17 protein-coding genes and 1 tRNA gene are annotated in these 18,533 nt (G+C 64.4%); 17 read left to right on the top strand and 1 reads right to left on the bottom strand.

Features of this window, described 5'->3' with window-relative positions; all coding sequences use genetic code 11:
• The 10 genes from HRL41_RS04495 to HRL41_RS04535 form a co-directional block, all read left to right on the top strand.
• On the top strand, positions 1-780 hold a 780-nt coding region (locus HRL41_RS04495; protein WP_216662507.1), incomplete at its 5' end, for a cobalamin-dependent protein.
• A 205-nt stretch (positions 781-985) separates the two neighbouring features.
• Entirely contained in the window at positions 986-1,285 is a 300-nt protein-coding gene (locus HRL41_RS04500) for a CDP-alcohol phosphatidyltransferase (RefSeq protein ID WP_172135743.1), read from the top strand.
• Positions 1,286-1,424: 139 nt separating this feature from the next.
• The gene (locus HRL41_RS04505; protein ID WP_172135744.1) at positions 1,425-2,285 is read left to right on the top strand and encodes an Mrp/NBP35 family ATP-binding protein; all 861 of its coding nucleotides are present in this window, start codon (positions 1,425-1,427) and stop codon (positions 2,283-2,285) included.
• Positions 2,286-2,419: 134 nt separating this feature from the next.
• A tRNA-Ala gene (locus HRL41_RS04510) sits at positions 2,420-2,495 on the top strand.
• 94 nt (positions 2,496-2,589) lie between these two features.
• The gene (locus tag HRL41_RS04515; protein WP_172135745.1) at positions 2,590-4,164 is read left to right on the top strand and encodes a type I restriction-modification system subunit M; all 1,575 of its coding nucleotides are present in this window, start codon (positions 2,590-2,592) and stop codon (positions 4,162-4,164) included.
• Entirely contained in the window at positions 4,161-4,295 is a 135-nt protein-coding gene (locus HRL41_RS12315; protein WP_256368279.1) for a hypothetical protein, read from the top strand. The genes HRL41_RS04515 and HRL41_RS12315 overlap by 4 nt, the downstream gene beginning before the upstream one ends.
• A gap of 134 nt (positions 4,296-4,429) precedes the next feature.
• The gene (locus HRL41_RS04520) at positions 4,430-5,659 is read left to right on the top strand and encodes a restriction endonuclease subunit S (RefSeq protein ID WP_172135746.1); all 1,230 of its coding nucleotides are present in this window, start codon (positions 4,430-4,432) and stop codon (positions 5,657-5,659) included.
• A gap of 26 nt (positions 5,660-5,685) precedes the next feature.
• Entirely contained in the window at positions 5,686-6,315 is a 630-nt protein-coding gene (gene fic, locus HRL41_RS04525) for a protein adenylyltransferase Fic (RefSeq protein ID WP_172135747.1), read from the top strand.
• Positions 6,302-9,427 carry a type I restriction endonuclease subunit R gene (locus HRL41_RS04530; RefSeq protein WP_216662509.1) on the top strand — a complete coding sequence of 1,042 codons (3,126 nt, stop codon included), beginning with the start codon at positions 6,302-6,304 and terminating at the stop codon, positions 9,425-9,427. The genes fic and HRL41_RS04530 overlap by 14 nt, the downstream gene beginning before the upstream one ends.
• 132 nt (positions 9,428-9,559) lie before the next feature.
• Positions 9,560-10,855, top strand: a complete 1,296-nt coding sequence (locus HRL41_RS04535; protein WP_172135748.1) for an amidohydrolase — start codon at positions 9,560-9,562, stop codon at positions 10,853-10,855.
• On the opposite strand, the gene HRL41_RS04540 is transcribed toward HRL41_RS04535, so the two are convergent.
• Entirely contained in the window at positions 10,839-11,696 is an 858-nt protein-coding gene (locus HRL41_RS04540; protein ID WP_172135749.1) for a helix-turn-helix transcriptional regulator, read from the bottom strand. The genes HRL41_RS04535 and HRL41_RS04540 overlap by 17 nt on opposite strands.
• Positions 11,697-11,996: 300 nt before the next feature.
• Between HRL41_RS04540 and HRL41_RS04545 the strand changes: the two genes are divergently transcribed.
• The 7 genes from HRL41_RS04545 to queF all read left to right on the top strand — a co-directional run bounded on the left by HRL41_RS04545 (position 11,997) and on the right by queF (position 18,381).
• Positions 11,997-14,072: a translation factor GTPase family protein gene (locus HRL41_RS04545; protein WP_172135750.1), complete on the top strand. Its 2,076-nt coding sequence runs from the start codon at positions 11,997-11,999 to the stop codon at positions 14,070-14,072.
• Between the two features lie 309 nt (positions 14,073-14,381).
• Positions 14,382-15,329: a SpoVA/SpoVAEb family sporulation membrane protein gene (locus HRL41_RS04550; protein ID WP_172135751.1), complete on the top strand. Its 948-nt coding sequence runs from the start codon at positions 14,382-14,384 to the stop codon at positions 15,327-15,329.
• Positions 15,330-15,550: 221 nt separating this feature from the next.
• Positions 15,551-15,844, top strand: a complete 294-nt coding sequence (locus HRL41_RS04555; RefSeq protein ID WP_165172270.1) for a hypothetical protein — start codon at positions 15,551-15,553, stop codon at positions 15,842-15,844.
• A 33-nt stretch (positions 15,845-15,877) separates the two neighbouring features.
• On the top strand, positions 15,878-16,303 hold the full coding sequence (locus tag HRL41_RS04560) for a 6-carboxytetrahydropterin synthase (protein WP_172135752.1): 426 nt from the start codon (positions 15,878-15,880) through the stop codon (positions 16,301-16,303).
• Entirely contained in the window at positions 16,293-17,084 is a 792-nt protein-coding gene (queE, locus tag HRL41_RS04565; protein ID WP_216662511.1) for a putative 7-carboxy-7-deazaguanine synthase QueE, read from the top strand. The genes HRL41_RS04560 and queE overlap by 11 nt, the downstream gene beginning before the upstream one ends.
• Positions 17,085-17,873, top strand: a complete 789-nt coding sequence (gene queC / locus HRL41_RS04570; protein ID WP_172135753.1) for a 7-cyano-7-deazaguanine synthase QueC — start codon at positions 17,085-17,087, stop codon at positions 17,871-17,873.
• A 25-nt stretch (positions 17,874-17,898) separates the two neighbouring features.
• Positions 17,899-18,381 (top strand): preQ(1) synthase, encoded by a 483-nt coding sequence (gene queF / locus HRL41_RS04575; protein ID WP_172135754.1) that lies wholly within the window; start codon positions 17,899-17,901, stop codon positions 18,379-18,381.
• Positions 18,382-18,533 lie beyond the last annotated feature (152 nt).

Consider the following 18,533-nt stretch of genomic DNA (forward strand, 5'->3'; position numbering starts at 1 on the left):
AGCGCGGCGGGCGCAGGCGGCCCCGGGGGCGCCGCGGCGGCGGGCGCCTGCCCCATCGCCGTCACGCCCACGTTCGCCGACGCGGCCGACCAGGTGGCGCGCATCGCGCAGCTCGTGCTCGCAGGCCGCTCCCAGCCCATGGCGCAGGCCACGCGTGACCTGCTCGAGGCGCACGAGCCGCTCGACGTCATCAACGACGTGTTCGTGCCCGTGCTCGACGTGGTGGGGGAGCGCTACGACGCGGGCGCGTTCTTCCTGCCGCAGCTCATGGCCGCTGCCGAGGCCGTGAAGGCGGGCTTCGACGTGGTGCGCGACCGCGTGCAGGGCACGGGGGCGCCCGCGGGGCCAGGGTCGGAAGGCGCCGCGAGCGCGGAAGGCGCCCCAGGCGCCGCCGCGCCGGCGCCCGAGCGCGCGATCATCGTGGCCACCGTCGAGGGAGACATCCACGACATCGGCAAGAACATCGTCAAGATGCTGCTCGAGAACTACGGGTTTCCCGTCATCGACTTGGGGCGCGACGTGCCGCCTGAGCGCGTCGTGTCCGCCGCCCGCGAGAGCGGCGCGCGCCTCGTGGGGCTCTCGGCGCTCATGACCACCACGGTGCGCGCCATGGAGCGCACCATCGCGCTTCTGCACGCCGAGCTTCCCGACGTCGCCGTCATGGTGGGCGGCGCCGTCCTCACGCAGGAATACGCCGACCAGATCAAGGCCGACTTCTACGCCAAGGACGCCGCCGAGTCGGCCCGGATCGCCACCCGGTACTTCGCCGCCCGCGCGTAGCCCGCGCCGCGCCGTTCGCCTGCTCGTCCCGCGACCCGCGCCGCAGCCTGCGTCACCGCCCGCGCCGCGGGCCGCCTGCGTCGCGTTTCCGCCCCTCGCGCCCGCGCAGCGCACGCGCCGCCAACTTTGTCAAACTTCACCGCGGCTCCTCATGCGGTTTTGGTATCATGGAGGTAACGTAATCCTCGGAAGGAAAGGGGTCGTTATGGGAGTGAAAGCAGCAGAGGTGCTCGAAGTATCCTACGATGACTTGCAGGTCTACCTCCATGCCAACCATGCGGTGTACATGGACGTTGACGGAGCCACCTACTATCTGACAGACGTGAACGATCGCTATTGGCGCGTCCAGGACACCACGCAGCTCAACGAGAAGGGCCATTACATGGACTGCAGCGAGCTGGTGCCCACCATCTCCGAGTTCCTCGAGCTCCCGTTCGCTGACGGCCAGTCCATCAAGGACCTGTTCGACAAGGCCACCTTCTACGCCTCGGTCAAGCCCGAGTAGCACGAGGACAACAAAAGAATACGCACGACGGGGCGGCTTGCGGGCCGCCCCGCTTCGTTGTGCTATCATCCGCATTGTAAAAGACGAGAGGCCGCGCGCGAAAGCGCAGGTGCGGCCGCAACCCGAGAGAGGGAAAACCATGGCAGAAGAAGAGTGCACGCACGAGTGCTCAAGCTGCGGCGTCGCAGGCTGCGGCGATCGCACGGCTGACGCAGGCCCGAGCACCCTGGAGACGAACAAGCGCTCGACCATCAAGCACGTCATCGGCGTGGTGTCCGGCAAGGGCGGCGTGGGCAAGTCGCTCGTGACCTGCCTTCTGGCGAGCGAGCTGAACAAGCGCGGCAAGAAGGTCGCCATCCTCGACGCCGACGTCACCGGCCCGTCCATCCCGAAGTCCTTCGGCATCACGGACCACCTCACGGCCGACGCCGACGGCATCAACCCCGCGGTGTCCGCCAGCGGCATCCCGGTCATGTCGGTGAACCTCATGCTTCCCCAGGACGACCTGCCGGTCGCGTGGCGCGGCCCGGTGGTCACCGGCGTGCTACGCCAGTTCTGGTCCGAGACGAACTGGGGCGACGTCGACTACATGCTCATCGACATGCCCCCGGGAACCTCCGACGTGTTCCTCACCGTGTTCCAGACGCTGCCGGTTGACGGCATCGTCACGGTGTCGGCGCCGCAGGAGCTCGTGGCCATGATCGTGGGCAAGGCCGTGAACCTGGCGCGCTCCCTCGAGGTGCCGGTCCTCGGCCTGGTGGAGAACATGGCGTACTTCAAGTGCGACGAGTGCGGCAAGAAGCACTACATCTTCGGCGAGCCCCAGGGCGCGGCCGTGGCCGAGAAGTACGAGATCCCCGCGGTGGCCACGCTGCCGATGGATCCGGGCATCTCGCATCTGGTCGACGAGGGCAAGGTCGAGGAGTGTGCGGCCGAAGGGGCGCTCGACGCCATCATCGAGCAGATCGCGAAGGCCGCAGCCGCCAAGGACGCCGAGTAGCGACTTGCGCCAGGCAGCCGGACGGCTGGTCGGCGAAGGCCGGCGAGGAAGGGCTCGTCTGCGCGGAAGAAAAATTCCCCAAATTTTTCTTTGCCGAAGCGCAGGGTTGTGCTAATATATTCCTCGCACTTTTCGGGGCATTAGCTCAGCTGGGAGAGCGCATGGCTGGCAGCCATGAGGTCAGGGGTTCGATCCCCCTATGCTCCACCAATTTCTCAGGTGCGGACTCGAAAGGGTTCGCACCTTTTTCTTTTGTGCGAATAAGATGCTCCGGAGGGGAGACCTACGCAAAGGAGCATCGCCCATGCCAGAGCCCACAAAGGAGCAGCAGCGAGCAGAGCTGCACAAAACCATCTGGTCCATAGCCGACGACCTGCGTGGCAGCGTGGACGGCTGGGACTTCAAGCAGTACATCCTGGGCATGCTGTTCTACCGCTTCATCTCCGAGAACCTATGCGACTACCTGGCAAGCGAAGAGGCGAGGTCGGGCAACGTCGGATTCGACTACGCAAGTCTTTCTGATGAAGAGGCCGAATACGGGCGAGGTGAGACGGTCAAGGAGCGGGGCTTCTACATCCTCCCCTCTGAGCTGTTCCAGAACGTGCGCGCTCGTGCGCGGCATGACGAGAACCTCAACGAGACGCTCGAGCGCGTGTTCAAGAACATCGAGGGCTCGGCGGTGGGCTCGGAGTCCGAGGGCGACCTCAAGGGCCTCTTCGATGACATGGACGTGAACAGCGCGAAGCTGGGCAACACAGTGGCCGAGCGCAACAAGAAGCTGGCGACGCTGCTCGAGAAGATCGGGTCGCTCGACTTCGGCGGCAGCTTCAAGGAGAACCGCATCGACGCGTTCGGCGACGCATACGAGTACCTCATGACCATGTACGCATCCAACGCCGGCAAGTCGGGCGGCGAGTTCTTCACGCCGCAGGAGGTCAGCGAGCTCCTGGCGCGCATCACGCTCGTCGGGCGCACGGAGGTCGGCAAGGTGTACGACCCGTGCTGCGGCTCGGGCTCGCTGCTGCTGAGGTTTGCGAAGATCCTCGGGGCGGACAAGGTGCGCAAGGGGTTCTTCGGCCAGGAGATCAACCTGACCACCTACAACCTTGCGCGCATCAACATGTTCCTGCACGACATCAACTTCGACAAGTTCGACATCGCGCTCGGGGACACGCTGAAAAACCCGCAGCACTGGGATGACGAGCCGTTCGACTGCATCGTCTCTAATCCCCCTTACTCCATCAAGTGGGAGGGGAAGAAGAACCCGCTCAACATCAACGATCCGCGCTTCAGCCCGGCGGGCGTGCTCGCGCCCGACAGCAAGGCCGACCTCGCCTTCACCATGCACATGCTCAGCTGGCTGAGCACCGACGGCACGGCGGCCATCGTCGAGTTTCCGGGCGTGCTGTATCGCGGCGGCGCCGAGGCGAAGATCCGCGCGTACCTCGTGCGGAACAACTTCGTCGACGCGGTCATCCAGCTTCCGCCCGACCTGTTCTTCGGCACCACCATCGCCACGTGCGTCATCGTGCTGAAGAAATCGAAGAGCGCAAACGACGTCCTCTTTGTCGACGCGAGCGCCGAGTTCGAGCGCCGCGACTCCAAGAACAAGCTGATGCCGGGCAACATCCAGCACATCATGGACGTGATCGAACGGCGTTCCGAGGAGGAGCACTTCAGCAAGCGCGTTTCCAACGACGACGTGATCGCCAACGACGCCAACCTGTCGGTGTCGTCTTACGTCGAGAAGGAGGACATGCGCGAGGAGGTGGACATAAAGGCGCTCAACGCCGAGATAGCCCGCATCGTGGCGCGCGAGCAAGAGCTGCGCGAGCGCATAGACGCCATCGTGGCCGATTTGGAAGGCGAGGCGTCATGAGCGAGATGAAGCCCTGGGCTTTCGAGCTGGAGGGATATGTTTGGGAGAGCGAGCCCGTCCAAAGTGCAAACGGGATCGCCCAAAGTGCAAAATTTGCACTTTGGATTGCACTTCGGAAAAGCCTGTCGTGATTGGCGGGCAGTCATTTGGGGCTGATCGATTCGTGACGCGTTGCGTCACGAATCTGCTTGAGCGTTGTTTAGGAACGTGAGGTCTACTCGATGAGGCGAAAAGAGCGAGTGCTGATGGCGAAGGAAAAATGCCGATGAGCAGGGTTGAAGAACTGATAGAGCGTTTGTGCCCCGACGGGGTAGAGTATAAGACGCTGGGAGAAGTGGGTGACGTGACCCGTGGTGGTAGCTTTCAGAAAAAGGACTTTGTTGAAGAAGGCTTCCCCTGCATCCATTATGGTCAAATCTATACGAAGTATGGACTCCATGCGGATAAGACGTTGAGCTTTATCGGATTGGATACTGCTGCGAAATCTAAGCTTGCCAGAAAAGGCGACATCATTATGGCGGTAACGAGCGAAAATATCGACGATGTGTGCAAGTGCGTTACCTGGTTGGGAGATGGCGATGTTGCCGTTAGCGGTCATACGGCGATCATTCATCATAGGTTGAACCCAAAGTATCTCACCTATTACTTCCACTCCCGCGCGTTTGAGATTCAAAAGCGAAAACTCGCACACGGTACTAAGGTTATTGAGGTCACTCCAAATAAGCTGCTGGATGTTCGCATTCCTGTTCCTCCTATGGAGGTGCAGGAGGAGATCGTTCGGGTGCTAGACTCCTTCGCCGAGCTCGAGGCCGAGCTCGAGGCCGAGCTCGAGGCGCGGAGGCGCCAGTACGCCTACTATCGTGACAAGCTTCTCGATTTTAGCGAACGGGGGGGGGTGCCCCTCATGACGCTAGGTGAAACCATGGTTGTCGAACGAGGTGCTTCTCCTAGGCCGATAAAACAATTTGTTACCGATGCGAAAAATGGTGTCCCGTGGATTAAGATTGGCGATGCGAATCCCGCGGGCAAGTACATCACTTCAACAAAGGAAAAGATTACGTTAGCTGGTGCCAAAAAATCCAAGTATCTCACATCAGGCAGTTTTATTCTGTCGAATTCGATGAGCTTTGGACGCCCTTATATCTTGCAAATTGATGGATGCATCCATGACGGATGGCTGTCTTTAAGTGGTTTTGAGGATCTGTTCGTGTCGGACTTTCTATATCACTTGCTAAGATCTAATGCAGTGCAAAGGGTGTGGCTGAACAAGGTAAATACGAGCTCGGTCTCCAATTTGAACGCGGACATTGTAAAGGAAACCCCGATCCCTGTCCCACCCCTCGAAGAGCAAGCTCACATTGTGGCGGTGCTCGACAAGTTCGACGCCCTGGTGAACGACATCTCGGCTGGTCTTCCGGCTGAGATCGAGGCGCGCCGGGTGCAGTACGCCTATTATCGCGACAAGCTGCTATCCTTCAAGGAGAAGGTCGCGTAGGGGCAACGGAGAGGCGAGGAGCCGGGATGGCGCTTGAGAATAAACTAGGCATTACCGACCAGGTAGAGCTTGCGCGCGTGGAAGAGCGGCTCAGCAAGACGCGGGCGCTTGAGCTCTTCGAGACAGGCGCGCTCAATCGCATGCGCCCGGGAACGGTGGAAAGCCTCAAGTCCATCCATGCCCATCTCTTCGGCGACATCTATCCCTTTGCCGGTGAAATACGCAACGTGAACATCGCCAAAGGATCGTTTCGCTTTGCGCCGGTGATGTATCTCGCCCAAGCGCTCGAGCACGTTGAGTCCATGCCGCAATCCACCTTTGACGAGATCATCGAGAAGTACGTGGAGATGAACGTTGCACATCCTTTCCGCGAAGGCAACGGGCGAAGCATGAGAATCTGGCTCGACGTCATCTTGAAGAGCGAGCTCGGTTGCGTGGTTGACTGGGGGAGCGTCGACAAGGAAGACTACCTGCTTGCCATGGAACGCAGCCCCGTCAAGGACATCGAGATAAAGCACCTGCTCAAGCATGCCCTGACGAATGAGGTTGACAGCCGAGACGTGTACATGAAGGGCATCGACGCGAGCTACCATTACGAGGGCTATGCCGTGTACAAGATGAGGGACTTGCAGGCGGGCGCAGATGACGAACGATAGGGGAAGACAAGTGCTCAACCAGGCAAGCGCAGGGGAAGGGAAGCGCTACGAATACGAGCTCGTCGGCCTCGGCGATGGAGCTTCGCGGGCATCTGACGACCTTCCTGGTGACGTCACCTTCGACGTCATGGCCTTCGGCGGTCGGTTCACGGTGTGCGCAGTCTCTCCCCAAGAAGGCAGCCGCTCGACGGCGTACCAGTCCGAGGTCCAGCTGGAGGCGGCCTTCATCAAGCAGCTGCGACGCCAGGCGTACGAGTACGTCGAGGTTGGCAGCGAGGGCGAGCTCGTCAGCAATCTTCGCCGACAGCTTGAGGCGTTGAACGACGTCACGTTTACCGACGGCGAGTGGAAGCGGTTCTTCCAAGGCAGCATCGCGGCCGAGAACGAAGGCATTGCCGAGAAGACGAACCGCATCCAGAAAGACCATGTCCAGGTGCTGGTGCGTGATGACGGCACGAGCAAGAACATCAAGCTCATCGACAAGGCCAACATCCACAACAACCGCCTGCAGGTGATGAACCAATACACGCAGGAAGGCTCGTACGAGAACCGCTATGACGTGACCATCCTCGTCAACGGCCTGCCGATGGTGCACGTGGAGCTCAAGCGCCGCGGCGTGGCCATCAAGGAAGCGTTCAACCAGATAGAGCGCTACCAGCGCGACAGCTTCTGGAGCGGCTGCGGCCTGTTCGAGTACGTGCAGGTCTTCGTCATATCGAACGGCACGCACACCAAGTACTACTCCAACACGACGCGCATGGGGCATATCGAAGAGGCGCGCTCAAGCTCGAAAGGCGCCAAGAAGAAGACGAGCCATAGCTTCGAGTTCACCAGCTGGTGGGCGGCGGCCGACAACATGCCCATCTGCGATCTGGTGCCGTTCACCTCGACCTTCTTCGCGAAGCACACGCTTTTGAACATCCTGACGAGGTACTGCGTGCTCACGGAGGAGGGCTTGCTGCTGGTCATGCGCCCCTACCAGATCGTGGCGACGGAGCGCATCCTGAACCGCATCCTCGTTGCGGAAAGCAACAAGAAGATGCTGGGGACGGCTGCGGCGGGCGGCTATGTGTGGCACACCACGGGCTCGGGCAAGACGCTCACGAGCTTCAAGACGGCGCAGCTGGCGAGTGCCATGGAGGGTGTTGACAAAGTCCTGTTCGTGGTCGACCGCAAGGACCTCGACTATCAGACCATGCGTGAGTACGATCGCTTCGAGAAGGGCGCCGTCGACGGCAGCGAGTCGACGGCGGTGCTGGCGCGGCAGCTGGCCGATCCCGAGAACCGCATTCTGGTGACCACCATCCAGAAGCTCGCATGCTTCATCAGGAAGAACCCCAAGCACGAGGTGTACGACAAGCACGCGGTGATCATCTTCGACGAGTGCCACCGCAGCCAGTTCGGCGAGATGCACCAAGCCATCACGAAGCACTTCAGGAAGTACCACCTGTTCGGGTTCACGGGCACGCCCATCTTCGCCGAGAACGCCGGATCGGGCAAGAACGTGCACCTTCGCACGACCGAGCAGGCTTTCGGCGAGAAGCTGCACACGTACACCATCGTGGATGCCATTCGCGACGGCAACGTGCTGCCTTTCCGCATCGACTACATCAAGACCATCAGGGAGCGCGACGACTTCCCCGACGAGAAGGTCTACAACATCTACCGCAAGGGGGCCTACGAGGCGGCGGATCGCGTCGACCTCGTGGTGAGCTACATCCTCGACCACTACGAGCAGAAGACGAAGCGGCAGTACTCGTACAAGCTCAAGGGGCAGCGCGTCATGGGGTTCAACTCGCTGTTCTGCGTCGCCTCAGTTGACATGGCGAAGGTGTACTACGCGGCGTTCAAGCGCATCCAGGCGCAGCGAGGCGCCACGCCGCTCAAGGTGGCGACCATCTTCAGCTTCCAGCCGAACGAGGCTGATGACGGATGCGGCCTGCCTGACGAGTCCTTCGACGTAGCCAGCCTTGACGCCTCTTCGCGTGACTTCTTGGAGGCGGCCATCGCCGATTACAACGCCATGTACTCCACGAGCTTCGACACCTCGTCCGAGGGCTTTCAAGGCTACTACAAAGATCTCTCCGACAAGATGAAGCGCCGTCAGATAGACCTGGTCATCGTGGTCAACATGTTCCTCACGGGCTTTGACGCCACCACGCTCAACACGCTGTGGGTTGACAAGGACCTGCGCGCCCACGGGCTCATTCAGGCGTTCAGCCGCACGAATCGCATCCTGAACTCGGTGAAGGACTTCGGCAACATCGTCTGCTTTCGCAACTTGGAGGACGAGGTCAACAGCGCCATCAGCCTGTTCGGGGACAAGGACGCCCACGGCGTGGTGTTGCTCAAGCCCTATGCGGAGTACCTGGGCGAGTACCGGGATCGGCTGGCCGAGCTCTACGGGTGCTTCCCCCTGGGTGACGTCATCGCGGGGAAGGAGGCGGAGAAGAGGTTCATTCGCCTGTTCGGCGTGATCCTGCGCTTGCGCAACGTCCTCGCCTGCTTTGACGAGTTCGCCGGCGACGATCCCATGAGCGCGCGCGACGAGCAGGATTATCGCAGCGTGTACGCAGACCTCTTCGACAAGTACCGCAAGCCGGACGTCGACGCGAAGATCATCAACGATGACCTGGTATTCGAGGTCGAGCTGCTCAAGACCGTGGACGTCAACATCGACTACATCCTGATGCTGGTCCAGAAGTACCATGACACGAACTGCCAGGACAAGGTGATCGTCGCCGACATCGAGCGCGCGATCAGCTCCACGTACGACCTGCGCAACAAGCGCGATCTGATCCACGCGTTCGTCGACTCGCTGAACGCGAGCGATGACGTGACCGAGGATTGGAAGCGCTACGTGGCAGAGGCCGAGGAACGCGAACTCTCCTCCATCATCGAGGAGGAAAGCCTTGACGCCGACGCGACGCACGCCTTGGTCTTGCGGGCCTTTGCCGAAGGGGGCATCCCCGAGGTCGGCACCGAGGTCTCGGCGCTCTTGACGCGCAAGCCGTCGCGCTTTGCGCCGCAGAACGCCTATGCGGAGACGAAGCAGCGCGTTCTTGACCGGCTGAAGGCGTTCTTCGAGCGATTCAACGGCTTGGGGGCGTAGGACTCTCGCGTCGTCCCTCTTCCCTTTTCCCCTGGTTTCGCTAAAATGAATCACTAGCAAGTATTAGATTGAATCCTATAACGAGTCGCGTTGCAAGGCTGCGGGGCGGCTCGAGGGAAGGGAGCGGCGCGCATGCTTTTCAAGAACATCGGCATCCTCGACGAGAACCTCGACTACCAGAGCGACCAGTGGGTCGGCGTGAGGGACGGCCGCATCGCGTACGTCGGCGCCGCGGCGCCGGCCGACGCCGACGCGTACGGCGAGACCTACGACGGCGCGGGCAAGCTCATGATGCCGGCGCTCGTGAACGCGCACGCGCACGCGCCCATGACGCTTCTGCGCGGCTATGCCGAGAACCTGCCGCTGCAGCGCTGGCTCAACGAGAAGTGCTGGCCCTTCGAGGGCAAGATGACGCCCGAGGACATGTACTGGGGCACGGTGCTGGCCTGCGCCGAGATGGCGCGCTACGGCACGGTGAGCTTCTCGGACATGTACTACGCCACTCCCGAGCGCGCCCAGGCCGTCACCGAGGCGGGCATGAAGGCGAACCTCTGCGAGTGCGAGCTGTTCTTCGAGCCCAAGCCGTTCTCCGAGTACGCCATCTGCGCGAAGATGGAGGACTTCGTGGCGCGCTTCCACGGCGCGGCCGACGGGCGCATCCGCATGGACTACAACATCCACGCCGAGTACACCTCCAACCCGCAGACCTGCGCTGACATCGCGGCCATCGCGAAGGAGAAGGGGCTGCCCATCCACCTGCACCTCTCCGAGACCGCATCCGAGCACGAGGAGTGCAAGCAGCGCCACGACGGCATGACCCCGCTCGCGTACTTCGAGTCCATCGGCGTGCTCGACGTGCCGGTGACCGCGGCGCACTGCGTGTGGGTCGACGACGCCGACATCGAGATCATGGCCAGGCGCGGCGTGTCGGCGGTGAACAACCCGGCGTCGAACATGAAGCTCGGCAGCGGGTACGCGCCGCTGGCCCAGATGCTCGACGCGGGCGTGAACGTGTGCCTCGGCACCGACGGCATGGCCTCGAACAACAACCACGACATGTTCGCCGACATGTACCTCATGGGCCTCATCTACAAGGGCCATGCGCTCGACCCGGCCATCATCACGCCCAAGCAGGTCATCACCGCCGCCACGCGCGCGGGCATGCTCTCGCAGGGCCGCGCGGACAGCGGGCTCGTCAAGGAGGGCTTCAAGGCCGACCTCTGCGTGCTCGACGTGACGGGCCCGCAGTGGTGCCCCATGACCGATGCGCTCTGCAACGTGGTGTTCGCGGGCTCGGGCTCCGACGTGGTGCTCACCATGTGCGACGGCGAGGTGATCTACCGCGACGGCGCGTTCTCGACCATCGACGTGGAGAAGGCGAAGGCCGAGGTCTCCGCGCGCGCGAAGCGCATCATCGCCGAGCTGTAGCGTCGCCGCGCCGCGCAGCCGACCCGCTCGCGCCGCTACGCTGCGCAACCGATCCGCTCGCGTCGGCACGTTTCCCTATGGCGGGGCTCTCCGAGCGGGGGAGTCCCGCCATGCTGTTCTCTATGAGCGCGATGAACTCGCGCTTCGACTTCACGTGCGCCTTGGCGAAGATGTTGCGCGCGTGGAACTTCACGGTGCTCTCCGTCAGGTACAGGCTCCGCCCGATGGCGGCGTACGTCTCGTCGCGCAGGATGTGCTCGGCCACGACGAGCTCCTGGGGCGTGAGCGCGTAGCGGTCAAGCTCGAGGTCGAGCAGGTGGCGGACGCTCTGCGCGATGCGGCGCGTGCCGAACGCGACGGGCGCCGCGTCGCCGGCGCCCGCGGGACCCGCGAGCTCCGCGGGCGTCGCGGGTTCTTCCAAGGCACGCCCCTCGCTGGCGTCCTCTCCCAAGGCGCGCTCCTCGCCGGCGATCTCCTCTAAGGCGCGCTCCGCATCCGCAGCCGTCTCCCCCGAAGCGCCCCCTTCGCCTCCCTCGTCCCCTCGCCCTGCCGCCGCGCGGCGCAGGGCGACCCTCATCCCCGCCAGAAGCGCGACCGTCGTCGTCACGCTCAGCGCGCCTATGAACGCGAGCGCGTCGAGCAGCGCAGGGACGGGGGAGGCGGGAGGCGGCTGGCTGCTGAGGGCGCCCGCGACGAAGCTCGCGAAGGCGATGACGAGCATGCCGAGGAAGAGGCGCGGCGCGGCGAGGCGGCTGCGCTCGGGCGACACGGCAAGGCGGCTACGTTCGGGCGGCCTGGCAAGGCGGCTGCGCTCGGTCGGCCTGGCGAGGTGAATGCTCATGGCGGACCTCCAGACATCGCGGCGGAAGCGGAGCGGAACTCTACATTATAGCGCGCCCGCGGCATTATGGGCGGCCTCCCGCCAGGGGAGGTGGCCTGAGGCGTCCCTGCTGTTCGCGCGGGCAAACAACCTCAGCTCCCTGCTCACCATTGTCCGCAAGTTGCGCTAAACTTAATGCCGTCGGATGGCGCACACAGGCCGTTCGTCGCACTGCCTCAAGTTTGTCTGTGTTAAGGCTCGAGCGGTTCGCGCCTGACGTAGGGAAACGCGAACCGCAAAACACGAAAGTTGGTGGTCACCATGGCAGCTCCTGCTACCGAACATGTGCGTAACGTTGTGCTTGTAGGCCAGGACGGCGCAGGCAAGACCTCGCTCGCCGAGGCCATGCTCTACGTCTCCGGCAAGACCCCGCGTATGGGGACGACGCACGACGGGAAGTCCTACCTCGACTACGACCCCGAGGAGATCAAGCGCAAGTTCACCATCTCCACCTCCATCGCCCCGGTTCCCTACAAGGACTACAAGATCAACGTGCTCGACACCTCGGGGCATCCCGACTTCATCGGCGACACGCTGGCAACCATGCAGGCAGCCGAGATGGCCCTGTTCATGGTCGACGCCGTCGCCGGCCCACAGGTCATGACCACCAAGCTGTGGCGCGAAGCCGAGAACATGCGCCTGTCGCGCGCCGTGTACATCAACCACATCGACCGCGAGAACGCCAACTTCGACTCCGCCATGGCGCTCCTGCACGCGCGCTTCGGCGCGCGCCTGGGCGCGGTCACCATCCCCATGGGCGTCGACAAGGACTTCAAGGGCGTGATCGACGTCATCCGCATGAAGGCCCGCTACCATGACGCCTCGAGCACCGAGGAGCGCGTCGACGAGATCCCCGCCGAGTACGCCGAGATCGCCCAGGCGGCGCGCGAGAAGCTGTGCGACCTGGTCGCCGAGGCTGACGACGACCTCATGATGAAGTACCTCGACGGCGAGGAGCGCCTCACGCAGGAGGAGCTCGAGTCGCTGCTCGACAAGGCCATCGCCCAGGACCTGATCGTCCCCGTGTTCGTGGGCTCCACCATCATCATGCAGGGCGTCCAGGGCCTCATGGAGGACATCTGCACGTACTTCCCGCACCCGCGCTCCCACGGCCGCTTCCGCCAGATGGCCGACGGCGCCACCATCCCCATCGACGAGACGAAGCGCCCCTCGGCCTTCGTGTTCAAGACCATCTCCGACCCGTTCGTGGGCCGCTTGAGCTTCCTGAAGGTGCTCTCGGGCTACCTGGAGCCGGGCGTCGAGCTCATCAACTCCCGCACGGGCAAGAAGGAGCGCCTGGGCAAGATCCAGGTCATGATGGGCAAGGAGCCCATGGACGTGAAGAGCGCCAAGGCCGGCGACATCGTCGTGGTGCCGAAGCTCACCGAGACGCGCTCGGGCGACACGCTGTCGGTTGCCGGAGACATCGCCATCGAGCCCCTGGCCCTGCCCACGCCGCAGTACCCGGTCGCCATCGAGGCCGTGAACAAGAAGGAGGAGGACAAGCTCGGCACCTTCCTCGCCCGCGCCGCTGAGGCCGACCCCACCATCCGCCTGCGCCGCGACGAGGAGACGCACCAGACCGTCCTCACCGCCATGGGCGACACGCAGGTCGACATGCTGCTCGCGCGCCTGAAGGACCAGAACGGCGTCGAGGTGCGCCTCGTCCCCGTGCGCGTGCCCTACCGCGAGACGATCCGCAAGACCGCTGAGGCCCAGGGCCGCCACAAGAAGCAGACGGGCGGCGCCGGCCAGTTCGGCGACTGCTGGCTGCGCCTCGAGCCCAACCCGGGCGCGGGCTACGAGTTCGTGGACGAGATCAAGGGCGGCGCCATCCCCAACGGCCTGATCCCGGCCGTTGACAAGGGCGTGCAGGACGCCATGAGGGAGGGCTTCCTGGCGGGCTACCCCATGGTCGACATCAAGTGCGTCGTGTTCGACGGCTCGTACCACTCCGTCGACTCCAACGAGATGGCGTTCAAGACGGCTGCGCGCATCGGCTTCCGCGCTGCGTGCGAGAAGGCCAGCCCCGTGATCCTCGAGCCCATGGCCACCATGGACATCGCGGTGGGCGAGGAGTACGCCGGCACCATCATGGGCGACATCTCCACGCGCCGCGGCCGCATCATCGGCACCGACGCCGGCGAGGCGGGCGAGACGGTCATCAAGGTCCGCGTGCCCTACGCCGAGGTGATCAACTACACCAAGGAGCTGCGCTCGCTCACGCGCGGCTCGGGCTCCTACACGATCTCCGTCGAGGGCTACGAGGACGCGCCGCATGACGTGACCAAGAAGCTCATCGAGGCGTACGAGGCGGCGCGCGCGGCAGGCAACTAGCGCGCCCGCACCCGGCTGCCCGCATTCGGCGCGCCCGCGCGCACGCGGGCGGCCGCCGCTCGGCACGTTCGGCACAGAGGAAGCTGACGAGGGCTGGAACAGGCAAGTTCCAGCCCTCGTACCGTTTTTCCACCTCGTCAACCACCTGAATCGAACCCAGAGGTTGAGGTCGGAAAAGCCCATCTCCGATAAGCTTGCACGCAGCATGCGCGCGGATATGCGAAGACGAGATCGCGCGCACGTGGGCCTACGACGCTTGTGCGCCGCGGGCCTTTGCATGTCTGGGCTCATAAGGTTAGGGGATGATCAATGAAGCCATACAAGTCAATCGTCTACGCCTTCTTCATCGGAGGCATGTTCGCGCTCATCGCGCAGGCCATCCTGTCGTTCTGGCAGTTCGCGCTGGCCGGCACTCCCATGGAGTTCTTCATGGGCGGCGCCACGCTCATCTCGATGGGCGTCATCGGCTGCGTGCTCGGCGGCCTCGCCGTCTACCAGTACGTCGAGGAGTGGGGTGACTTCGGCGCGCTGCTTCCGTTCTCCGGCTTCGCCATGGCCGTGGGCATGAAGGCCGTCGGCCCGTGGACCAAGAGCAACGAGAAGTTCGGCAAGTGCGTGTGGAACTGCGTGTGGTTCGTCGTGTGGTTCAACGTGCTGTTCGCCGCCATCTGCATCGCCATCGGCTACGTCTGCGGCATGCTCGGCCTGAACAACCCCGTCATCGTGGTGGAGAAGACCACGGGCGGCATGCTGTTCTTCTGGGCCTTCGTGGTGGGCGGCATCCTGGCCGCCATCTTCCAGCTGCTCTACATCATCGTCCAGAAGATCACGCCGAAGGTCAACCACCTGCACATCCTGATCACGGCATGGATGGTGGGCTGCATTCTGGCCCCGTGCGGCATCTCCACGGCGCTGATGAACTTCTCCGGCGAGGGCTTCGGCGTCATGATCACCGTGGGCGGCTACAACATGTACAACGTGGGCCTCGACCTGTTCATGGGCCATGTTGACGGCGCGCTCTTGCACTTGGGCTCGTTCGCCCTGGCCGTGTGCGGCCTGGCCATCACGGCGCTGTTCACGTTCTTCATCTACAACGCGAAGTACGGCCGCACGCCGCTGCGCGACGTGCACAAGCAGAAGGCGCTGCACTCCCTCGAGGAGCTCGGCTTCGAGGCTGCGCTCACCGACAAGGCCGCTGCTCCCGCGCCCGCGAAGAAGGCTGCCGTCGTCGAGGCGGAGGACCTCGCGACCGCCTAGGCGCGCTTTTCTGGGGGCGCGCCTTCCTGGGGCTGGGCCTCGGGGCTGAGGCGCCCTCGGGCAGGGGACCGCGCGCCTCCGTGCGCTGCGGCACCTCGGCTGAACCTTGTGGAAACCTCCTCGGGCCTGCGCCCGGGGAGGTTTTCTTTTCCCGAACTCGACTATACTTATACCCTGCAAGACAAGCGCCTGCGCGCAGGCGGCAAGCGAAAGGACCAGGCATGGGGCATGGCAAGAACAAGAAGCAGCGCATGGTCGCGCAGCTCGACGAGCTCGAGCTGAAGAAGCGCAGCGGCCTCATCCGCGTGCTCGCGGCCATCGTGGTGTTCGTGGTGGTCACGGCGATCAAGCAGGCGCTCATCCAGCAGGGCGTCGAGATCGCCTCCCACATGGTGGCGAACATGCTGTTCTACCTCATGGTGCTCGTGCTCGCCGGCGTGGCGGGCTTCGGCGCGCGCGACTGGTCGCGGGCGAGCAACGAGATCAGCGCGATCCGCGCCAAGCTGGGCCGCTAGGGCGGATGCGGGCGCGGTGCTTCGGAGGAGCCTATGACGTACGGACTCAAGACTGAGAGCAGCTTCGACGCTGCCCACTTCCTCACCGACTACCACGGCAAGTGCGAGAACCTGCACGGGCACCGCTGGCGCGTGGTGGCCTACCTCAAGCAGGACGAGCTGCAGAAGGCCGGCACCTGCAAGGACATGGTCGTCGACTTCGGCGCGTTCAAGAGCGCCCTGCGCGAGCTCACCGAGGGGCTCGACCACTCGTTCGTGGTGGAGGAGGGCTCGCTTGCGCCTGAGACGCTGGCGTGCCTGGAGAAGGAGGGCTTCACGCTCTCCGTCGTGCCCTTCCGCACCACGGCCGAGAACCTGGCGCGCTACTTCTTCGACAAGCTGGACGCGCGCGGCCTGCCGGTGTCCCAGGTCGACGTGTACGAGACGCCGAACAACTGCGCGATCTACTGTGGGCGCTAGCGAGGCGACGGGCCGTGCGCAGGGCGCGGACGCGCCGCGCGCGCAACGCGAGCCGCGCGGGCAAGGCGGCGAGCCGTCCGCGCTGACCATGCCCGTGGCCGAGCGCTTCGTGAGCATCAACGGCGAGGGAGCGCACGCGGGCCGCCTGGCGACGTTCCTGCGCTTCGCGGGCTGCAACCTCAGCTGCTCGTACTGCGACACCGCCTGGGCGAACGCGCCCGGCTGCCCCGTGGAGCACCTGAGCGTGGAGGAGCTCGCGGCCTTCGCGCGCGAGGCTGGCACGCCGTGCGTGACGCTCACGGGCGGCGAGCCCTTGCTGCAGCCGCTGCTCCTGCCGCTGGTGCGCGCCCTGCTGGCTGACGTGGCGGCGCCGGCGCGCTTCGTTGAGATCGAGACGAACGGCGCGGTCGACGTGCGAAAGGTCGCGCAGCTGCGCGACGAGCTGGGGCTGCGCGGCGCCGGGGCGCTCGGGCTCACCATGGACTACAAGGGGCCCTCGAGCGGTGAGGAGCCCTCGATGCTCACCGGCAACTTCGCGTATCTGACCTGCGATGACGTGGTGAAGTTCGTCGTGGGCTCAGCGGAGGACCTGCGCGTGATGAGGCAGGTCGTCGAGCGCTTCGGGCTGTGCGAGCGCTGCGCGGTGTACGCAAGCCCGGTGCTCGGCGCGATGGAGCCGGCGGACATCGTCGAGTTCGTGAAGGAAGAAGACCTGACGGGCGTGACGGTGCAGCTGCAGCTGCACAAGATCATCTGGCCCGCGTGCGAGAGGGGCGTGTAGATGGAAGAGGAGCGAGGCGGGGCGCTGGCCGGCGGCGACGCGCTGGCTGGCGGCGACGTTCGGGACGCGCAGGCCGGCGGCGTGCGCGAGGAGGCGGCGCGCCCGCGGCGCGCGCTCGTGCTGTGCTCGGGCGGCGTGGACTCGACCACGCTTTTGGCCCGCGCGGTGCGCGACTTCGGGGCCGAGAACGTGGTCGCGCTGAGCATCACGTACGGGCAGCGGCACGTGCGCGAGATGGACTCGGCTCGCGCGGTGGCGCAGCGCTACGGCGTCGATCAGCGCACGCTCGACCTCGGGGCCATCTTCGCCGACAGCAACTGCTCGCTTCTGGCGCATTCGACCGAGGGCGTCCCGCAGGCGAGCTACGCCGAGCAGCTCGCCGAGGCGGACGGCTCGCTCGTGAGCACGTACGTGCCCTTCCGCAACGGGCTGTTCCTGTCATCGGCCGCGTCGATGGCGCTCTCGCTCGAGTGCTCGGCGCTGTTCTACGGCGCCCACCACGACGACTGGGCGGGCGACGCCTACCCCGACTGCTCGCCGGCGTTCGTCGAAGCCATGCGCCGGGCCGTCGAGGAGGGCACGGGCGGCGAGCTCACGCTCGAGGCGCCGTATGTGACCTGGTCGAAGGCGGACATCGTGCGGGAGGGCCTCGCGCTCGGCGTGCCGTACGAGCTCACGTGGTCGTGCTACGAGGGCGGCGACGCCCCCTGCGGCACCTGCGGCACCTGCATCGACCGCGCCCGCGCCTTCGCCGCCAACCATGTCCCCGACCCGCTGATCGGCCGCTGAGCCCGATCGTTCAAGGAGAGTGACCATGAGCGAAGCTGAGAGCCTCACGCTGCTGGGCAACCAGAACGTGGCGTACCCGCATGACTACGACCCCTCCGTGCTCGAGACGTTCGTCAACAAGCACCAGGACGTCGACTACTTCGTGAAGTTCAACTGCCCCGAGTTCACGAGCCTGTGCCCCATCACGGGCCAGCCCGACTTCGCCACCGTCTACATCAGCTACGTGCCCGACGTGCGCATGGTGGAGTCGAAGAGCCTGAAGCTGTACCTGTTCAGCTTCCGCAACCACGGGGGCTTCCACGAGGACTGCGTGAACGTGATCATGAAGGACCTGATCAGGCTCATGGATCCCAAGTACATCGAGGTGTGGGGCAAGTTCCTGCCGCGCGGCGGCATCTCCATCGACCCGTACTGCAACTACGGCCGCCCGGACACGCGCTGGGAGGAGGTGGCCTGGCGGCGCCTCTCGGGCCACGACCTGAGCCCCGAGCGCGTCGACAACCGCTGAGGCGCGGCCGCTGGACGCGCCACGACGCGTGCGCCCGGCGCGCTTGCCAAAGAGACCTGCTTTTCCTTGCGCGTCTCCTGCCCATGAGCGCTCCTTTTCGCTAAACTGTCTGAACAGGATGGAGGGGCCTGCTCGCGGGCTTCTTCGCAACA

Origin of the sequence: Adlercreutzia sp. ZJ473 (genome assembly GCF_013185065.1) — a bacterium.
GTDB lineage: Bacteria > Actinomycetota > Coriobacteriia > Coriobacteriales > Eggerthellaceae > CAAEEV01.